This window comes from Lentisalinibacter sediminis (assembly GCF_040706615.1).
Taxonomy (GTDB): domain Bacteria; phylum Pseudomonadota; class Gammaproteobacteria; order Steroidobacterales; family Woeseiaceae; genus Lentisalinibacter; species Lentisalinibacter sediminis.
Window position 1 is genome coordinate 145447 of the sequence record NZ_JAPDRF010000005.1, and the last position, 15295, is coordinate 160741.

Genomic DNA, 15295 nt, shown 5'->3' on the forward strand with positions numbered 1-15295 from the left:
ATGAGCAAAGAGAAGACCAGCGACAGCGAGACCCATTTCGGCTACCGCCGGGTGGCGTCCGATCAGAAGGCCGACCTCGTCCGCGGCGTCTTCGATTCCGTGGCCGAACGCTACGACCTCATGAACGACCTCATGTCCGGCGGCATCCATCGGCTGTGGAAGCGGCGGACCGTGAGCGAGGCCGCCGCCCGTCCCGGCCAGCGCGCCCTGGACCTGGCCGGCGGCACCGGCGATCTGGCGATGAGCTTCGCCCGGCAGGTGGGAGAGACGGGCCACGTGGTGCTGGCGGACATCAATGCGGCGATGCTGCGCCAGGGACGCCGGCGCATGCTCGACGCCGGCATCATCGGCAACGTGAGCATGGCCCAGGTGGACGCGGAGAACCTGCCGTTTGCCGACGCCAGCTTCGACCTGGTCACCATCGCCTTCGGGCTGCGCAACGTCACCCACAAGGAGGCGGCGCTGGCCTCCATGTACCGCGTGCTCAAGCCCGGCGGCAAGATGCTGATCCTGGAGTTCTCCCGCCCCGCCGAGGCCCTGCAGCCGCTCTACGACCTGTACTCCTTCCGTGTGCTGCCGCTGCTCGGCCGCATGGTGGCGGGCGACGCGGACAGCTACCAGTACCTGGCGGAGTCCATCCGCATGCATCCCGACCAGGACACGCTGCTCGGCATGATGGGCGACGCCGGCTTCGAGCGCTGCCGCTACGTCAATCTCACCGGGGGCGTCGCCGCCCTGCACATCGGTTACCACCTCTGAGGCCCATACTCCGTGGATCCCCTGGAAACCCTGTTCCGGCCGGCGCTCACTCTGGTGAACGCCCAGATCGCGCAGAGCACGCCGGCACGGGACCTGTGCGACGAACTCGACGGCCGCGTCATTGCGGTACGGGTCCGGGATTCGTTCCTGTCTCTCTATGTCCGGGTCACCGCCGCCGGGCTGGAGCTGCACACCGACTACGTGGATGACCCGGACACGGTGATCACCGGCTCGCTGCTGGCTCTGCCCCGGCTGCTCACCGGCGGCGCGGCCGAGGCGATCCGCAGCGGCAGCATCGAGATCGACGGCGACACCGAGACGGCGACCCGCTTCCGCGAGTTGCTGCGCTTCGCGCAGCCGGATGTGGAGGAACGGCTCTCGGGCGTGCTCGGCGACGCCGGCGCGCGCCAGGCCGGTGAGCTGGTGCGCAGCATCGGGCTGTGGGGACGGCAGGTGGCCGACACCCTGACCCGCAACGTCTCGGAGTACGTGACCGAGGAGCGGGGCGACCTGCCCTCCCGGGGCGAGGTCGAGGCCTTCTACGCCGAGGTGGACCGGTTGCGCGACGACGTGGCACGGCTCGAGGCACGCAGCCGGGCGCTTTCCGCAGACAATCGCTCATGATGCGCCCGCGTCTGCTGCTCCGCCTCATCGCCATCCAGCGGGTGCTGGTGCGCTACGGCCTGGACGAGCTGATCGTCGCCACCCATCTGCTGCGTCCCATGCGTTTCGTGTTCCGGCTGCTGCCGGGCCGGGCGGTCGTGGACGAGCCCCTGGGCGTGCGCATCCGCCTGGCGCTGCAGGAGCTGGGCCCCATCTTCGTGAAGTTCGGACAGGCCATCTCCACCCGGCGGGACCTGCTGCCAGTTGAGGTGGCCGACGAACTGGCCAAGCTGCAGGACCAGGTGCCCCCCTTCTCCTCCGAGCTCGCGCTGGAGATTGTCGAGAAGGCCTATGGCAAGCCCGTCACGGAGGTCTTCGGCAGCTTCGAGGAACAGGCGCTCGCGGCCGCCTCCATCGCCCAGGTGCACGCCGCCACGCTGAAGGACGGCACCGAAGTGGTGGTGAAGATGCTGCGCCCGGACATGCGCGAGGTGATCGAGCGCGACCTGGAGGTGATGTACTTCATGGCCGGGCTCGCACACCGCTACTGGCGGGAGGCGCGGCGCCTGCGCCCGGTGGAGGTGGTGCGCGAATACGAGAAGACCATCATCGACGAGCTGGACCTCATGCGCGAGGCCGCGAACGCGGCCCAGCTGAAGCGCAACTTCGCCGGCTCGGATCTGCTGCACGTACCGGAGTTCTACTTCGACTACTGCCACGTCAACGTCATCGTGATGGAGCGCATCTACGGCATCCCCATCAGCAACATGCGGGCGCTAAAGGAAGCCGGGGCGGACATCAAGCGGCTCGCCGAGAAGGGCGTGGAGATCTTCTTCACCCAGGTGTTCCGGCACAACTTCTTCCACGCGGACATGCACCCGGGCAACATCTTCATCCAGGTGCACGACCCGAAAGACCCGAAGTACGCCGCCGTCGACTTCGGCATCGTGGGCACCCTGAACCCGGTGGACCAGCGCTACCTCGCCGAGAACTTCCTTGCCTTCTTCGAGCAGGATTATCACAAGGTGGCGAGGCTGCACATCGACTCGGGCTGGGTGCCGCCGGACACCCGCGTGGACGAACTGGAGTCGGCGGTGCGCACCGTGTGCGAGCCGATCTTCAGCAAGCCGCTGGACGAGATCTCCTTCGCTCAGGTGCTCATGCGGCTGTTCGAGACGGCGCGCCGCTTCGACATGCAGGTGCAGCCGCAGCTGATCCTGCTGCAGAAGACGCTGCTGAACATCGAGGGGCTGGGGCGCGAGCTCTACCCGCAGCTCGACCTGTGGGAGACCGCCTATCCGATCATGCGCCAGTGGATGACCGACCGGCTGGGCGGCCGTGCGATGCTGGACGACATACGCGACCACCTGCCGGAGCTGCGCGAGACGCTGCGTGAGCTGCCCCACTGGCTCAGGACCATCGCCGAGCAGTCGGCCTCCGGCGACCTGCGGGTGCGCTTCGACGCGCCGGAACTGCGCGAGCTACGTGATTCGATGGCGCGCCAGCAACGACAGCGCTTCGCGCTCGCCGTGGCCGCGGCCGCATTCATCGGCGGCATCGTGCTGCTGACGACGGGGCAGCCAGCCTGGCTCGGCTGGGGCGCCTTCGGCGCGGCGGCGCTGGCCGGCCTGGCCGGGCGGCCCGGCGCGGGCTAGGGCGCGGGCCAGGACGCTTCCGCCGCGAGCGGGCTCAGTACGCGCTGGCGGCGCGGGCCTCGTAGTCCTCGAGGCGGGAGCGCGCCACGGCCGCGTCCCGATGCAGCGCCGCGATCTCGGACTCCAGCTCGCCCTCGCGCCGGGATATCTCCTTGGTCTCCATCAGCAGGCGCACCCGTTCCTCGGCCGTGGCCTCGCCGGCGATCAGGCGGGCCGAGTTCGCCGCCATGTCGGCCCGGACCCTCTCCAGCTCGTTCGCCCGGGCATCGATGCGGTTCTCGATCCGGGATACCTCCGAGCGCAGCTCATAGAGTTCGCGTCCCTCGACGTAGCCGGCCATGAAGTCGGGCTCGAGATCGGCCGGGCAGGCCCCGCCGTAACCGCCGCCGGAGGCACCCACCCGGTAGCCGACGCCGGGCCGGCAGTATTCGACCAGGCCCGCCTGCCGGCCGCGTTCGTAGTCGTGGAAGTCCGGTGTGATGCCGGCGCTGGCGCAGGCCTTGCGGTGACGGCCGATGGTGTCGGCCGAGGCACCCCGGGCACCGTCCTCGTAGCCGATGGCCTCCCAGTCGGCGATGAGGCACTCCTCGGCGCTCATGCTCGCGCAGCCGGCGAGCGCCAGAGCGGCCGCCGCCGTGATCAGCCGTTTCAGTCCCATGATGCGTCCCTTCCCCGGTGGCAGGAAGGGTGACCGTACCGCCGCGGGCGGGGCCGGCGCCCGGACCCGGTTCACAGAACGGGGTGGCCGCCGAAGTCACTGTTTTACATAAGATTCAGGGCTCGGTCGTGTCCCGATCCTGGGGCCGGCCGCAGTTCCAGCAGACGGCGAACTGGTGCTCGTTCTCCTCGCCGCAGCGCCGGCAGCGCCAGGCAGGCCCGTCGTCCGCCTCGGCCCGGCGGGCCTCGCGGATGATCTCATCGGCTCGTGCGGCCTCGAAGTCGTTGCGCACCCAGAGTTCCGGCCAGATCTCGGCATAGGGGATCTCGCCCATGATCGAGCCCATGTTCTCGTTCTTCAGGAAGCAGTCGATGCCCTCGCCCTCGAGGAGGTTTCGGTAATGGGCGACGGTCACCAGGGATTCGGCCGCGAAGACCTTTTTCACCGGCTCACCCGGGACCGGCCCTCAGCGACTCCAGGAATGCCGCCGGGTCGTCACCCTGCTCCAGCACCTCGACCAGCGCGGACCCGACGATGACGCCGTCGGCATGCCGGCCGACCTCGGCCACCTGTTCAGCGGTGCGGATGCCGAAACCTGCGCAAACCGGCAGCTCGGCGGCGTCACGCACCCGGTCCAGGTAGGCGCTGGTGTCCGCCGGCAGGGCAGCACCGCCGCCGGTGATGCCGCGCATGGTCACGGCGTAGACGAAGCCCCGGCTCGCGTCGCACAGGCGGGCCAGCCTGGCCTCCGGCGTCGCCGGTGTGACCAGCTGTACGAGGGCGAGACCCGCCTCCTCCAGCGGTGCCCCGAATTCCCGGCTCTCCTCCCAGGGCAGGTCCGGCACGATGAAGCCGGCCACGCCGGCTTCCAGCGACCGGCTCGCGACCCGCCCGTAGCCGTAGGCGAGCAGCGGATTCAGGTAGGACATGAGGATGACCGGTGCTTCGATGCGGTCCCGGGCCTCCTCCAGGCGGTCGAAGATCCAGGTGAGGCTGACGCCCTGCTCCAGCGCGCTGCGGCTGGAGCGCTGGATGGTCATCCCGTCGGCCATCGGGTCGGAGAAGGGCACACCCACCTCCACGACGTCGCCAACGGCGGCGATCGTGGCGAGATCATCCGCGAAACGGTCGGCTTTGGGGTAGCCCGCGGTCAGGAACGGCACCAGGCCGACGCGCCCCGCCGCCTTCGCCTCGCGGAGCGCCCGGGTGATGGTCTCATGCGGCTGCATCGCGGCTTCCTCCGATCGGATACTGGGTGAGCGTGGGCATGTCCTTGTCTCCGCGGCCCGAATTGCCGATCAGGATGCGGGCGCCGGGGTGGCTTGCCGCCCACTTGCGGGCGGCTGCGAAGGCATGGGCGGTCTCGAGTGCCGTGAGGATGCCCTCGGCGGCACAGAGTTCGGCCAGTGCGTCCAGTGCCTCGTCGTCGCTGGCGTTCTCGTACTCCACTCGGCCGATGGCCTGCAGGAAGGCGTGCTCCGGCCCCACGCCGGAGTAGTCGAGGCCCGCCGACACCGAGTGGGTCTCCTGCACCTGGCCGTTCTCGTCCTGCAGGATCATCGTGTAGCAGCCCTGCAGCACGCCCGGCCGGCCGGTGGACAGCGTGGCCGAGTTCTCGCCCAGTCCGGTGCCCTTGCCACCGGCCTCGACGCCAATCAGCCGCACGTCCTCGTCGCCGATGAAGGGGTGGAACAGGCCGATGGCGTTGGAGCCGCCGCCGACGCAGGCGAAGACCGCGTCGGGGAGCCCGCCGACCTCGATCATCTGCCGCCGCGCCTCCTGGCCGATGACCGCCTGCAGCTCGCGGACCAGGTAGGGGTAGGGATGCGGGCCCACCGCGGAGCCGAGCAGGTAGTAGATGCCCTCCGGGTCCGACACCCAGTGCCTGAGCGCCTCGTCGATGGCGGCGCGCAGCGTCTGGTCGCCGCTCTCCACCGGGCAGACCTCGGCGCCGAGCCGGCGCATGCGATCCACGTTGGGAGCCTGGCGCACGATGTCCACGGCGCCCATGTAGACGCGGCAGGGCAGCCCCACCCGGGCGCAGGCCGCGGCGGAGGCCACGCCGTGCTGCCCGGCGCCGGTCTCGGCGATCACCCGTTTGGCGCCGAGGCGTTTCGCCAGCAGCGCCTGGCCGATGGCGTTGTTGATCTTGTGCGCGCCCGTGTGCGCCAGGTCTTCGCGCTTCAGCCAGACCTCCGCACCCCAGGCCTCGCCAAGCCGGCGCGCGCCGGTCAGCGCCGTCGGCCGTCCCACCCACTCCCGGAGTTCCCGGCCGTAGTCGGCCTGAAAGTCCTCCCGGGGCAGAATCTCGCGGACGCCCTGCTCCAGTCGCTCCAGCGCCGGGACCAGGGTCTCCGGCACGTAGCGACCGCCAAATGGCCCGAAACGGCCGCGATCGTCGGGTAACTCCCTGCTGAGGAGCTTCTGCAGCAGGCCCGGTGCCTCGCTCGCTGCGATCAATTCGTTGATGGCTTCACTCATGTGGCCTCACTCATCCTGTGTTCTCGATCTCGACTCCGTTGCCCGCCGGTCCCATCGGCGGACCCGTTCCACGAAGGCGGCGATCCGGGCCGGGTCCTTGTAGCCCGGCGCCCGCTCCACGCCGCTGGAAACGTCCACGCCCCAGGGTGCGACGGCGGCCAGCGCCTCCTCCACGTTGTCCGGCGACAGGCCGCCGGCCAGCACCAGCTCGGCCCGCGGCGCGAGTGCCGCGGCCGCCGACCAGTCGGCCCGCTGCCCGGTGCCGCTGCGCGCTCCCTCGAAGAGAAAACGTGCGGGTATCTCCGTCGAACGCGACGTCAAACCTGCGTTATCGTCTCTGTAAACCGGTAGCCGGGCGCAAGCGTCGGGCAGCTCCAGCGTCGCGAAGTCCGCCGCATCCGTCTGCAGCCAGTCGGGGGCGAACCCGTCCCGCACCGCGGCCCACTCGTCGGGGCCGGGATGCCGCATCACGGCGACCCGAACCACCCGCCGGTCCAGCCCCTCGCACAGCCGCCGGGCTTCGCCCGGCAACACGCGGCGCGGCGATTCGGCGAACACGAAGCCCACCGCGTCGGCGCCTGCCTCGGCAGCTGCCTGCACAGCCTCGCGGCTGCTCAGTCCGCAGATCTTGACCCAGGTGCTCACGCGCTCTCGCTTATTCCTGCAATGCTCATTCGCCCAGCGCCGCGCGTCCGGCGTCGCGCATGGTGCGCACCAGCTGCCCGGGCCTGCGGTCCTGCATGAGCGCGGTGCCGACCAGCGCGAGGCGATAGCCGGCCGTGGCCAGCCGCACCGCATCGGCCGGCACCTGCAAACCACTCTCGGCCACCGCCGGCGCCGCGTGGGGCAGCAGGGGTGCCAGCGCCTCCAGCCGGCTGTCGTCCACCTCCAGGGTGCGCAGGTCACGACTGTTGACCCCGATGAGCAGGCGCCCGTCGTTGCCGCGCTCGTGGAAGCGAGGCTCGTCGAGCAGCCTGCGGCAGCGCTCCAGCTCGCCGGCATCGAAGCACTCCAGCAGCACAAAAAGCTGCAAATCCTCCGCGAGGTCGAGCATGTCGGCGAGGACTTCGTCGTCGAGCAGCGCGGCGATCAGCAGCACGCCACCCGCACCGGCCGCCCGCGCCTCCAGCAACTGGTAGGCATCCACCAGGAAATCCTTGCACATGGCCGGGATGCTCCGCGGCGCCAGGGCCGCCGCCACACGCGCGAGGTGCTCGAGGTCGCCGCCGAAGCGGGACGGTTCGGTCAGCACGGACACCGCTGCGGCGCCGCCCTCGGCATAGATCTCCGCGCGGGCGGCGTCGTCGTGGACGGCGCCGCCCGGGTCCACGCCCAGCGCGCCGTCCCGGGGCGAGCGATGTTTGATCTCGGCGATGATGTCGAAACGGTCGAGCGCCAGACCCGGGGGTGATTCACCGTCGGCGATGCGCTGGCGCAGTTCATCGGCGGGGTGCTCCCGCCGCGCCGCTTCGCAGCGCAGGCGGCTCGCCGCCGCCATCTCGCGCAGGAAATCGGCCATGGCTCAGCCCCCGAAGCCCTGCAGGCCGTCCAGTACCCGCGCCGCGCGGCCTTCGTCCAGGGCCGCGGCGGCGATGGCCACGCCCTCCCCGGGGCCGGCGGCCTCGCCCGTTACCTCCAGCACCAGCGAGGCGCCGAGCAGCAGCGCGTCCCGGTGGGGGCCGCGGTCCTCGCCGGAGAACACGTCGCGGATGGCGGCAGCATTCACCACGGCATCGCCTCCGGCCAGGTCTTCGGGGCTACAGCGTGCGAGGCCGTAGTCCTCGGGCCGCCGACGGGTCTCCGTAATGCGGCCGGGGCTGACGTCCAGCAGCAGGAACTCGCCGCAGGGGGTGGCTTCGTCCCAGCCCGGCTCGCCATGCACCACGAAGGCGCGCTCGATCTCCATACCCGCCAGCGTCGCGGCCATGAGCTGCGCCGCCTCCTCGCTGAAGGCGCCGATGAGCTGATAGGGCGGAGACGCCGGATTGGCCAGCGGCCCGAGCAGATTGAACACCGTGCGCACGCCCATGGCGCCGCGGATGGGGGCGATGGCCTTCATGGCCGGATGGTAGTAGGGAGCGAACAGGAAGGTGAAACCGGTCGCCTCCAGGCACTCCACCGCCGCTTTCTCGTCCAGCGGCAACGTGAGGCCGAGGGTTTCCAGGACGTCGGCGCTACCGCAACGCGACGACACCGAGCGATTGCCGTGCTTCACCACCCGGGCGCCGCAGGCGGCCGCGAGCAGGCCGGTGCCGGTGGACAGGTTCAGGCTGCCCGAGCCGTCGCCGCCGGTGCCGACCGTATCCACGGTGGGTGCACCGGGCGGTATGCCCGGGTCCCGGGCCAACTCGCGCATGGCGGCGGCGAATCCCCGGATCTCCTCCGCGGTCTCTCCCTTGGCGCGCAGGCCGGCCAGCAGGGCGCCGGCCAGCGCCTGGGGATACGCGTCCTCCGCCAGAGAATGCATCAGCCCGTGGGCCTCCTGCTCCGAGAGGTGCTCGCCTTCGAGCAGGCGGTCCAGCAATCGGCTGCCCTTGCTCAATGCTCCGCTCCCGGCTGCTGTTCGATGAAATTGCGCATCAGGTCGTCGCCCTCCGGTGTCAGCACGCTCTCGGGATGGAACTGTACGCCCTCCAGCGGCAGCTCCCGGTGGCGCACGCCCATGATCTCGTCCTGCTCGGTGCGGGCCGTTACGAGCAGCGCGTCGGGAACGGTGTCCGCCTCGGCGCACAGGGAATGATAGCGGCCGGCCTCGAAAGGCTGCGGGAGGCCGCGGTAGACACCCAGGCCGTCGTGGCTGACCGCCGAAGTCTTGCCGTGCATCAGACGGCCTGCGCGAACGATGCGGCCGCCGAAATGCTGCACCAGGCACTGATGACCGAGACACACGCCGAGCACGGGCACCCGGCGCTCGAAGGCGGCGATCATGGCCAGCGAGACACCCGCATCCTCCGGCCGGCCCGGCCCCGGCGAGATCACCAGGTGAGTCGGCTCGAGCGCCAGCCCCTCCTCCACGGTGATGCAGTCGTTGCGATAGACGTGCACGTCGGCGCCCAGCGCCGCGAAGGCCTGCACCAGGTTGTAGGTGAAGGAGTCGTAGTTGTCGATGAGCAGGATGCTCGCCACGGCCTGCCCGTCACTGCCGTCAGCTATGCCCTTGACCAGCATGACTAGAGCCCCTCCTTCGCCATATCCAGTGCCCGGCGGAGTATGGCGCTCTTCGCCATCACCTCGTCGTACTCCCGCGCCGGCACGCTGTCGGCCACCAGGCCCGCGCCCGCCTGGAAGCGGTACTCACCGTCGCGGAACACCATCGTGCGGATCGTGATGGCCTGGTCCATGTCGCCACCATGGCCGAAATAGCCGACCGTGCCCGCGTACAGGCCGCGGCCCACCGGCTCCATGGCGTCGATGATCTCCATGGCGCGGACCTTCGGCGCGCCCACCAGCGTGCCCGCCGGGAAGGCGGCGGCGAACAGGTCGAACGCATCGCGGCCCTCCGCCAGCGTCCCCTGCACGCCGCTGACGATGTGCATGACGTGACTGTAGCGCTCGATGGAGAGGTAGGGGTCCACGTGTACGCTGCCGGCCTCAGCCACGCGACCGAGATCGTTGCGGGCAAGATCCACCAGCATCACGTGTTCGGCGATCTCCTTGGGGTCGGCCAGCAGTCGCTGCTCGTTGGCCCGGTCCTCTGCCGTCGTCGCCCCGCGCGGCAGGGTACCCGCGATGGGTCTGAGGGAAGCCTGTCGGCCGTTCAGCCGCACCAGCGCCTCCGGCGACGAGCCCACCACCTGCAGGTCGCCGAGGTCCACGAAGAACAGATAGGGCGAGGGGTTCAGCAGCCGCAGCGCGCGGTAGGCCTCGAAGGGCGAGACCGTGGTGGCACCGGAGAAACACACCGACAGTACGATCTGGTAGATGTCGCCCGCGGCAATGTGCTCCTTGGCCTGCTCCACCGCCGCCATGTAGTCTTCCGGCGAGACGCTGGCGGTGGCATCGTCCACCACGCGGCCGCCGGATCCGGCACCGCCGGCGTCCCGCACGACCCTGCGACCCTCACCCTCCTCACCCTGGGGCACGGCACCGCGCAGCCGACCGATCACCTCCGCGCGCAGGGCCCGCCGCTCGGACTCGGAACCGGCGTGCAGCAGGGCGGCACGCCGGGTGAGATGGTCGAAGACCAGCAGCGACTCCGGCGCCACATAGGCGGCCAGCGGCATGCCCTCCTGGGCCGGCGGGCCGTCCGGAAGGCGTTCGAACCAACGCACCAGGTCGTAGCCGGAGACGCCGACCAGCCCGCCCGTGAACGGCAGTTCTTCGGCCTCCGGCGCGAGCCGGGGCACGCCGGCCAGTGCCTGGCGCAGGCTGTCCAGCAGTTCGTCCCGACCCCGGGGCAGCGGACGCGACTCGCCGTCCACCCGGAAACCGTCGGCATCCAGCCGCACCTCGCGGCCCGGCCCGAAACCGAGGAAGGAATAGCGCGCCAGGCGCTCTCCTCCCTCGACGCTCTCGAGCAGGAAACGCGGGCCGAGATCCGCCAGCTTCAGCCAGGCCGATACCGGCGTGTCCAGGTCGGCGGTTATGTCGAACGGGCCCTGCATGTCTGTCCCGGTCTCCCTTGGTGAGTCTCGCGTCAAAAAAAAACCCATCCCCACGGTGCTGCGGAGATGGGTTTTCGGTTGTCCTGTCTGGTGAACGCTAGCCGGCTACCCTCTCCCGGAGAGGCCGCCACCACCGGATGCTGATTGCGTTCGGAGCGTTCATGACCGTCGGGAGTATCCACGGCCCCCGGCGGAGGGTCAAGCGCCACGGGTTCCACACGGGCCTCACAGGCCGTACAGCAGCGGCAGCACCAGCGAGAAGCCGAGCCACATGATCAGCGTCAGCGGTATGCCCATCCGCAGGAAATCCGAGAATTTGTAGCCGCCGGCGCTCAGGATCAGCAGATTGGTCTGGTAGCCGATCGGCGTGGCATAGCTCATGTTGGCGCCGAACAGCACCGCGAGCACGAACGGCAGCGGATCCGCGTTCAGCTGCTGGGCGATGCTGATGGCGATGGGCGTGCCGATCACCGCCGCGGCATTGTTGCTGACCACGTTGGTCAGCACCGTCATGATCAGCATGAACGCGCTCAGGATGATCGGTATCGGCAGGGCGTCGGTGATGTCCACGAACTCGTGGGCGAGGTAATAGGCCATGCCGGTCTGCATCAGCGCGCCGCCGAGACCGAGGCTCGCGACAATGATCAGGATGACCGGGCGGCTCAGCGCATCGCTCACGTCGCGCCAGGTGAGGCAGTTCGCCACCAGCATCAGGCCGACGCCCGCCAGCGCGCTCACCGAGATCGGCAGCAGCCCGAATGCGGCCGTCAACACCACGAAAGCCATGATGGCCAGCGCCCGTTTGGCCCGATGCGTGTGTGGCAGCGAGGTCGTACCGTCCAGCACGAGCATGCTGCCGCTCGCCTTCAGCGTCTCGATCGCCGTGCGCGAGCCCTGTACCAGCAGTACGTCACCGGCGCGCAGACGCACCGAGCCGATGTCCGAGGTCAGCCGCGAGGCCGGCATGCGCGCCCGGTGCAGCGCCAGCGGCAGCAGGCCGCTGGACTGGGCGAAACGGGAGTCGGCCAGCGTGCGATGATGCAGGGGCGAGCCGCGGGTAACCACCACCTCAGCCAGCTGTTGCCCCTTCGAGTCCTCTCCGGTCTGCTCCTTGCCGCCCATCCCGTGCAGGGTGGCGCCCAGCTCCCGTTCGTACTCCTTCAGGTTGTCCGGCGTATCCTTCACGAACAACCGGTCGCCCGGCTGCAGCTTTACCGAGGGCAGCTTGGCGACGAACAGGGACTCGCTGCGCCGGATGCGGTCGACCCGCATGCGCCCGCCGGTGCGCGCCAGCACCTCCGACAGGGTCTTGCCGGCGGCGAAGCTGCCCTCGTCCACGTGCAGCTGGGCGCTGAAGACCCGCGGCGAGGTGTCCTCCAGGGGCGGCACGCGCTCCGGCACAAGCCGCGGACCCACGAGCCAGAGGAACAGGATGCCGACGGCGCCGACAATCGCCACCGGCAGCGCGAAGTCGAACATGTCCAGGCGTGCCTGGCCCAGATCGGCCGCGATACCGACCACGAGCAGGTTGGTCGAGGTGCCGATGGTCGTGGCCATGCCGCCGAGGATGGTGGCGAAGCCCATCGGCATCAGCACCCCGGACACCGGCACCTTCGAGCGCAGCGAGGCCGCCACCAGGATGGGCAGCAGCAGCACGACGATGGGCGTGTTGTTCAGGAAGGCGCTCAGCACCGCCCCGGCCACCAGGGTGAGCAACAGCGCGATCATCGGGCGGGCCGTCCAGGCCGCGGCAATCGCGCTCGCCAGCGGCTGCAGCGCGCCGGTGGTCTCCAGACCCTTGCCGACGATCATGAGAGCACACACCGCCACCAGCGCCTCGTTGCCGAAAGCGCCGAAGAAATCGGCGGGACCGAGCAGCCGCGCGCCGTCGGACGTGTAGGGGAAGATCTGGAACAAGAGTATGAGCACGACGAGGATGCCGAGGCTCGAACTCTCCAGGGGGATGTTGTCGCGCGTGAAGAGGATCAGCGCGATCACGGTCAGCACGAGGACCGCTATGCCGTGGGCATCGGGCGTGAGTGTTTCCAAACCGTCCTCGCAACGTCAACCAGCAACGCGGCCACCCCGCCGGGGGATCGCCGAGTATACGGGAGCACCCCGGCGGCCGGACCGGGAGTTTCTCACATCAGCGATGCCGGCAGGGCCACCCCGGGCGGCCGCTGATGCGCCGCAGCATTCCCGCGCCGGCCGGATTTGGGCCGCGATCGGGTTTCTGCTATGGTCCCCGCGAGCCCGCCGCGGCGCACCACCGCTGCCCGGCCTTCGCCTGGCCACCCTTGTGGCCGCCCCTTCAGGAGTCCGCCCATGAGCTTCAAGCAGCTGCTGGAAATCTGGCAGAAGACGCCCCGTGTCACCCGGACCGAGAAGGAGTACGCGGTCCGCCTGCCGCTGGAGGATGCGGCCCGGCTGCACGCGCTGGAGGAGCTGTTCGGCGGCCCCGAGCTGGAGCAGATCATCACCGACCTGCTGGGCAGCGCTCTCGACGAACTGGAAGCGGCGATGCCTTATGAGCCCGGCGAGCGGGTCATCCGCGAGGACGAGCAGGGCGACCCCATCTACGAGGACGCCGGCCTGACGCCGCGCTTCATCGAACTGGCCCGCAAGCACCTGCGCGTCCTGGAGAGCGCCGGCAGCGACTGAGCCGTCCGGCTCCCCGCACCCATGTCCCGCAGCACCGACGACGGCTGGGGCGCTCCGGGCGTCGGCGTATTCCGCTACAGCCGCCGGGCGATCGAACTTGTCTGGAGCACCTCCCGGCCGCTGACCCTCTGGCTGGGGCTGGCCACCGTGGCGGCGGGCCTGCTGCCGGCGGCGGTGGCCTGGGTGGGCCAGCAGATCGTGGACTCCGTGGTGGCCGCGATGCAGTCCGGCGGCGGCTACCGGGAGGCGCTCACCTGGGTGGCGGTGGAAGGCGGGCTGCTGGTGCTCACCGCCGCCAGCCAGCGCTCCATCTCGCTCTGCCAGTCCCTGCTGCGCGCCCGGCTGGCCCAGCGTGTGAACACCATGATCCTGGAGAAGGCACTGACGCTGTCGCTGGATCAGTTCGAGGACGCGGAGTTCTACGACAAGCTGACCCGAGCCCGGCGCGAGGCCTCCAGCCGGCCGCTGAGCCTCGTGAACCGCACGTTCTCGCTGGCCCAGAACGGCATCTCCCTGGTCAGCTACGCCGTGCTGCTGTTCCAGTTCTCGCCCTGGGCTGTCCTCCTCCTGGTGCTGGCCGGACTGCCGGCCTTCGCCGCCGAGACCAAGTTCTCCGGCGACGCGTTCCGCCTGTTCCGCTGGCGCTCGCCGGAGTCGCGCATGCAGATGTACCTGGAGACGGTGCTGGCCCGGGAGGACCACGCCAAGGAGGTGAAGCTGTTCCGCCTGGGCCCGCTGCTGCTCGATCGCTACCGGGACATCTTCCAGCGACTCTACCGTGAGGACCGACGGCTCACCATCCGCCGCGAGACCTGGGGCTTCTTCCTCGGTTTGATCGGCACGGCGGCATTCTACGGCGCCTATGCCTGGATCGCCGTCAGCACGGTGGACGGCAGCATCACGCTGGGGCAGATGACCATGTACCTGCTGCTGTTCAAGCAGGGGCAGAGCGCGGTGGCGGCGAGCCTCACCGCCATGGGCGGCATGTACGAGGACAACCTGTATCTCTCCAACCTGTACGAGTACCTGGAGCAGCCGGGCACCGTCGCCGGCGGCGACCGCACGGCCGGGGAAAGACCCGGCGACGGCATCCGCTTCGAGAGAGTGGGCTTCACCTACCCCGGCAACGAGACCGCTGCGCTCGAGCACATCGACCTGCACATCGCCCCCGGGCAGAGCCTCGCTTTGGTTGGCGAGAACGGGGCCGGCAAGACCACCCTGATCAAGCTCATGACCGGCCTGTACCAGCCCACCGAGGGGCGCATTCTGCTGGACGGCACGCCGCTCGCAGACTGGGACCCGGACGCGCTCAGCCGGCGCTTCGGCGTGATCTTCCAGGACTTCGCCCGCTATCAGTTCACCGTGGGCGAGAACATCGGGGCCGGCGACGTGGACCATTTCGTGGACGAAGGGCGCTGGCGCGAGGCGGCGGGCCTCGGCCTGGCGGACGCCTTCATCGAGCGACTGCCGGCCGGCTATTCGAGCCAGCTGGGCAAGTGGTTCCGTGACGGGCAGGAGCTGTCCACCGGTCAGTGGCAGAAGATCGCACTCGCCCGGGCCTTCATGGACCGGGGTGCCGATATCCTGATCATGGACGAGCCCACCGCCTCCATGGACGCGGCCGCCGAGGCGGCCATGTTCGAGCACTTCCAGGAACTCGCAGCCGGACGCATCACCATACTGATCTCACACCGCTTCTCCACGGTGCGCCGCGCCGACCGCATCCTGGTCATCCAGCACGGCCGCGTCACCGAAGCCGGCAGCCACGAAGAGCTGATGGCGCTGGGCGGGCACTACGCTACACTGTTCTCCCTGCAGGCCGAGGGCTATCTGTGAGCTGCCGCCGGCCGGAGAGAACACCGTTGCACGGAGCC

The 15295-nt window shown here is 69.8% G+C and carries 15 protein-coding genes; 5 read left to right on the forward strand and 10 right to left on the reverse strand.

Annotated elements, in window-relative coordinates; genetic code table 11:
* The 3 genes from ubiE to ubiB are packed head-to-tail and all read left to right on the forward strand — an operon-like array spanning position 1 to position 3017.
* The gene (ubiE, locus tag ACJMKX_RS11030) at positions 1–759 is read left to right on the forward strand and encodes a bifunctional demethylmenaquinone methyltransferase/2-methoxy-6-polyprenyl-1,4-benzoquinol methylase UbiE (RefSeq protein WP_405224979.1); all 759 of its coding nucleotides are present in this window, start codon (positions 1–3) and stop codon (positions 757–759) included.
* 12 nt (positions 760–771) lie between these two features.
* Positions 772–1383, forward strand: a complete 612-nt coding sequence (locus tag ACJMKX_RS11035) for a ubiquinone biosynthesis accessory factor UbiJ (RefSeq protein ID WP_405224981.1) — start codon at positions 772–774, stop codon at positions 1381–1383.
* The gene (gene ubiB / locus ACJMKX_RS11040; protein ID WP_405224984.1) at positions 1380–3017 is read left to right on the forward strand and encodes a ubiquinone biosynthesis regulatory protein kinase UbiB; all 1638 of its coding nucleotides are present in this window, start codon (positions 1380–1382) and stop codon (positions 3015–3017) included. The genes ACJMKX_RS11035 and ubiB overlap by 4 nt, the downstream gene beginning before the upstream one ends.
* Positions 3018–3051: 34 nt before the next feature.
* Here ubiB and ACJMKX_RS11045 read toward each other — a convergent pair whose 3' ends face one another.
* From ACJMKX_RS11045 to ACJMKX_RS11090, 10 genes are all read right to left on the reverse strand, one after another.
* Complete coding sequence (locus ACJMKX_RS11045) at positions 3052–3675, reverse strand: DUF2799 domain-containing protein (protein ID WP_405224987.1); 624 nt, start codon at positions 3673–3675, stop codon at positions 3052–3054.
* Between the two features lie 115 nt (positions 3676–3790).
* Complete coding sequence (locus ACJMKX_RS11050) at positions 3791–4120, reverse strand: putative signal transducing protein (protein WP_405224990.1); 330 nt, start codon at positions 4118–4120, stop codon at positions 3791–3793.
* 4 nt (positions 4121–4124) lie between these two features.
* Positions 4125–4904 (reverse strand): tryptophan synthase subunit alpha, encoded by a 780-nt coding sequence (gene trpA, locus ACJMKX_RS11055; RefSeq protein ID WP_405224993.1) that lies wholly within the window; start codon positions 4902–4904, stop codon positions 4125–4127.
* The gene (gene trpB / locus ACJMKX_RS11060; RefSeq protein WP_405224996.1) at positions 4891–6156 is read right to left on the reverse strand and encodes a tryptophan synthase subunit beta; all 1266 of its coding nucleotides are present in this window, start codon (positions 6154–6156) and stop codon (positions 4891–4893) included. Before trpB ends, trpA begins: the two co-directional genes overlap by 14 nt.
* Positions 6157–6162: 6 nt before the next feature.
* Positions 6163–6801, reverse strand: a complete 639-nt coding sequence (locus tag ACJMKX_RS11065; RefSeq protein ID WP_405224999.1) for a phosphoribosylanthranilate isomerase — start codon at positions 6799–6801, stop codon at positions 6163–6165.
* 25 nt (positions 6802–6826) lie between these two features.
* Positions 6827–7675 (reverse strand): indole-3-glycerol phosphate synthase TrpC, encoded by an 849-nt coding sequence (locus tag ACJMKX_RS11070; protein ID WP_405225001.1) that lies wholly within the window; start codon positions 7673–7675, stop codon positions 6827–6829.
* Positions 7676–7678: 3 nt separating this feature from the next.
* Positions 7679–8698 (reverse strand): anthranilate phosphoribosyltransferase, encoded by a 1020-nt coding sequence (gene trpD / locus ACJMKX_RS11075; protein WP_405225004.1) that lies wholly within the window; start codon positions 8696–8698, stop codon positions 7679–7681.
* Complete coding sequence (locus ACJMKX_RS11080; RefSeq protein WP_405225007.1) at positions 8695–9324, reverse strand: anthranilate synthase component II; 630 nt, start codon at positions 9322–9324, stop codon at positions 8695–8697. Before ACJMKX_RS11080 ends, trpD begins: the two co-directional genes overlap by 4 nt.
* 2 nt (positions 9325–9326) lie before the next feature.
* Positions 9327–10760 carry an anthranilate synthase component I family protein gene (locus ACJMKX_RS11085; RefSeq protein ID WP_405225010.1) on the reverse strand — a complete coding sequence of 478 codons (1434 nt, stop codon included), beginning with the start codon at positions 10758–10760 and terminating at the stop codon, positions 9327–9329.
* 225 nt (positions 10761–10985) lie between these two features.
* Entirely contained in the window at positions 10986–12809 is a 1824-nt protein-coding gene (locus tag ACJMKX_RS11090) for an SLC13 family permease (protein WP_405225013.1), read from the reverse strand.
* 276 nt (positions 12810–13085) lie between these two features.
* On the opposite strand from ACJMKX_RS11090, the gene ACJMKX_RS11095 reads away from it, so the two are divergent.
* Both ACJMKX_RS11095 and ACJMKX_RS11100 read left to right on the forward strand, forming a co-directional pair.
* Entirely contained in the window at positions 13086–13421 is a 336-nt protein-coding gene (locus ACJMKX_RS11095; protein WP_405225016.1) for a type 1 pili tip component, read from the forward strand.
* 21 nt (positions 13422–13442) lie between these two features.
* On the forward strand, positions 13443–15257 hold the full coding sequence (locus tag ACJMKX_RS11100; protein ID WP_405225018.1) for an ABC transporter ATP-binding protein: 1815 nt from the start codon (positions 13443–13445) through the stop codon (positions 15255–15257).
* Positions 15258–15295 lie beyond the last annotated feature (38 nt).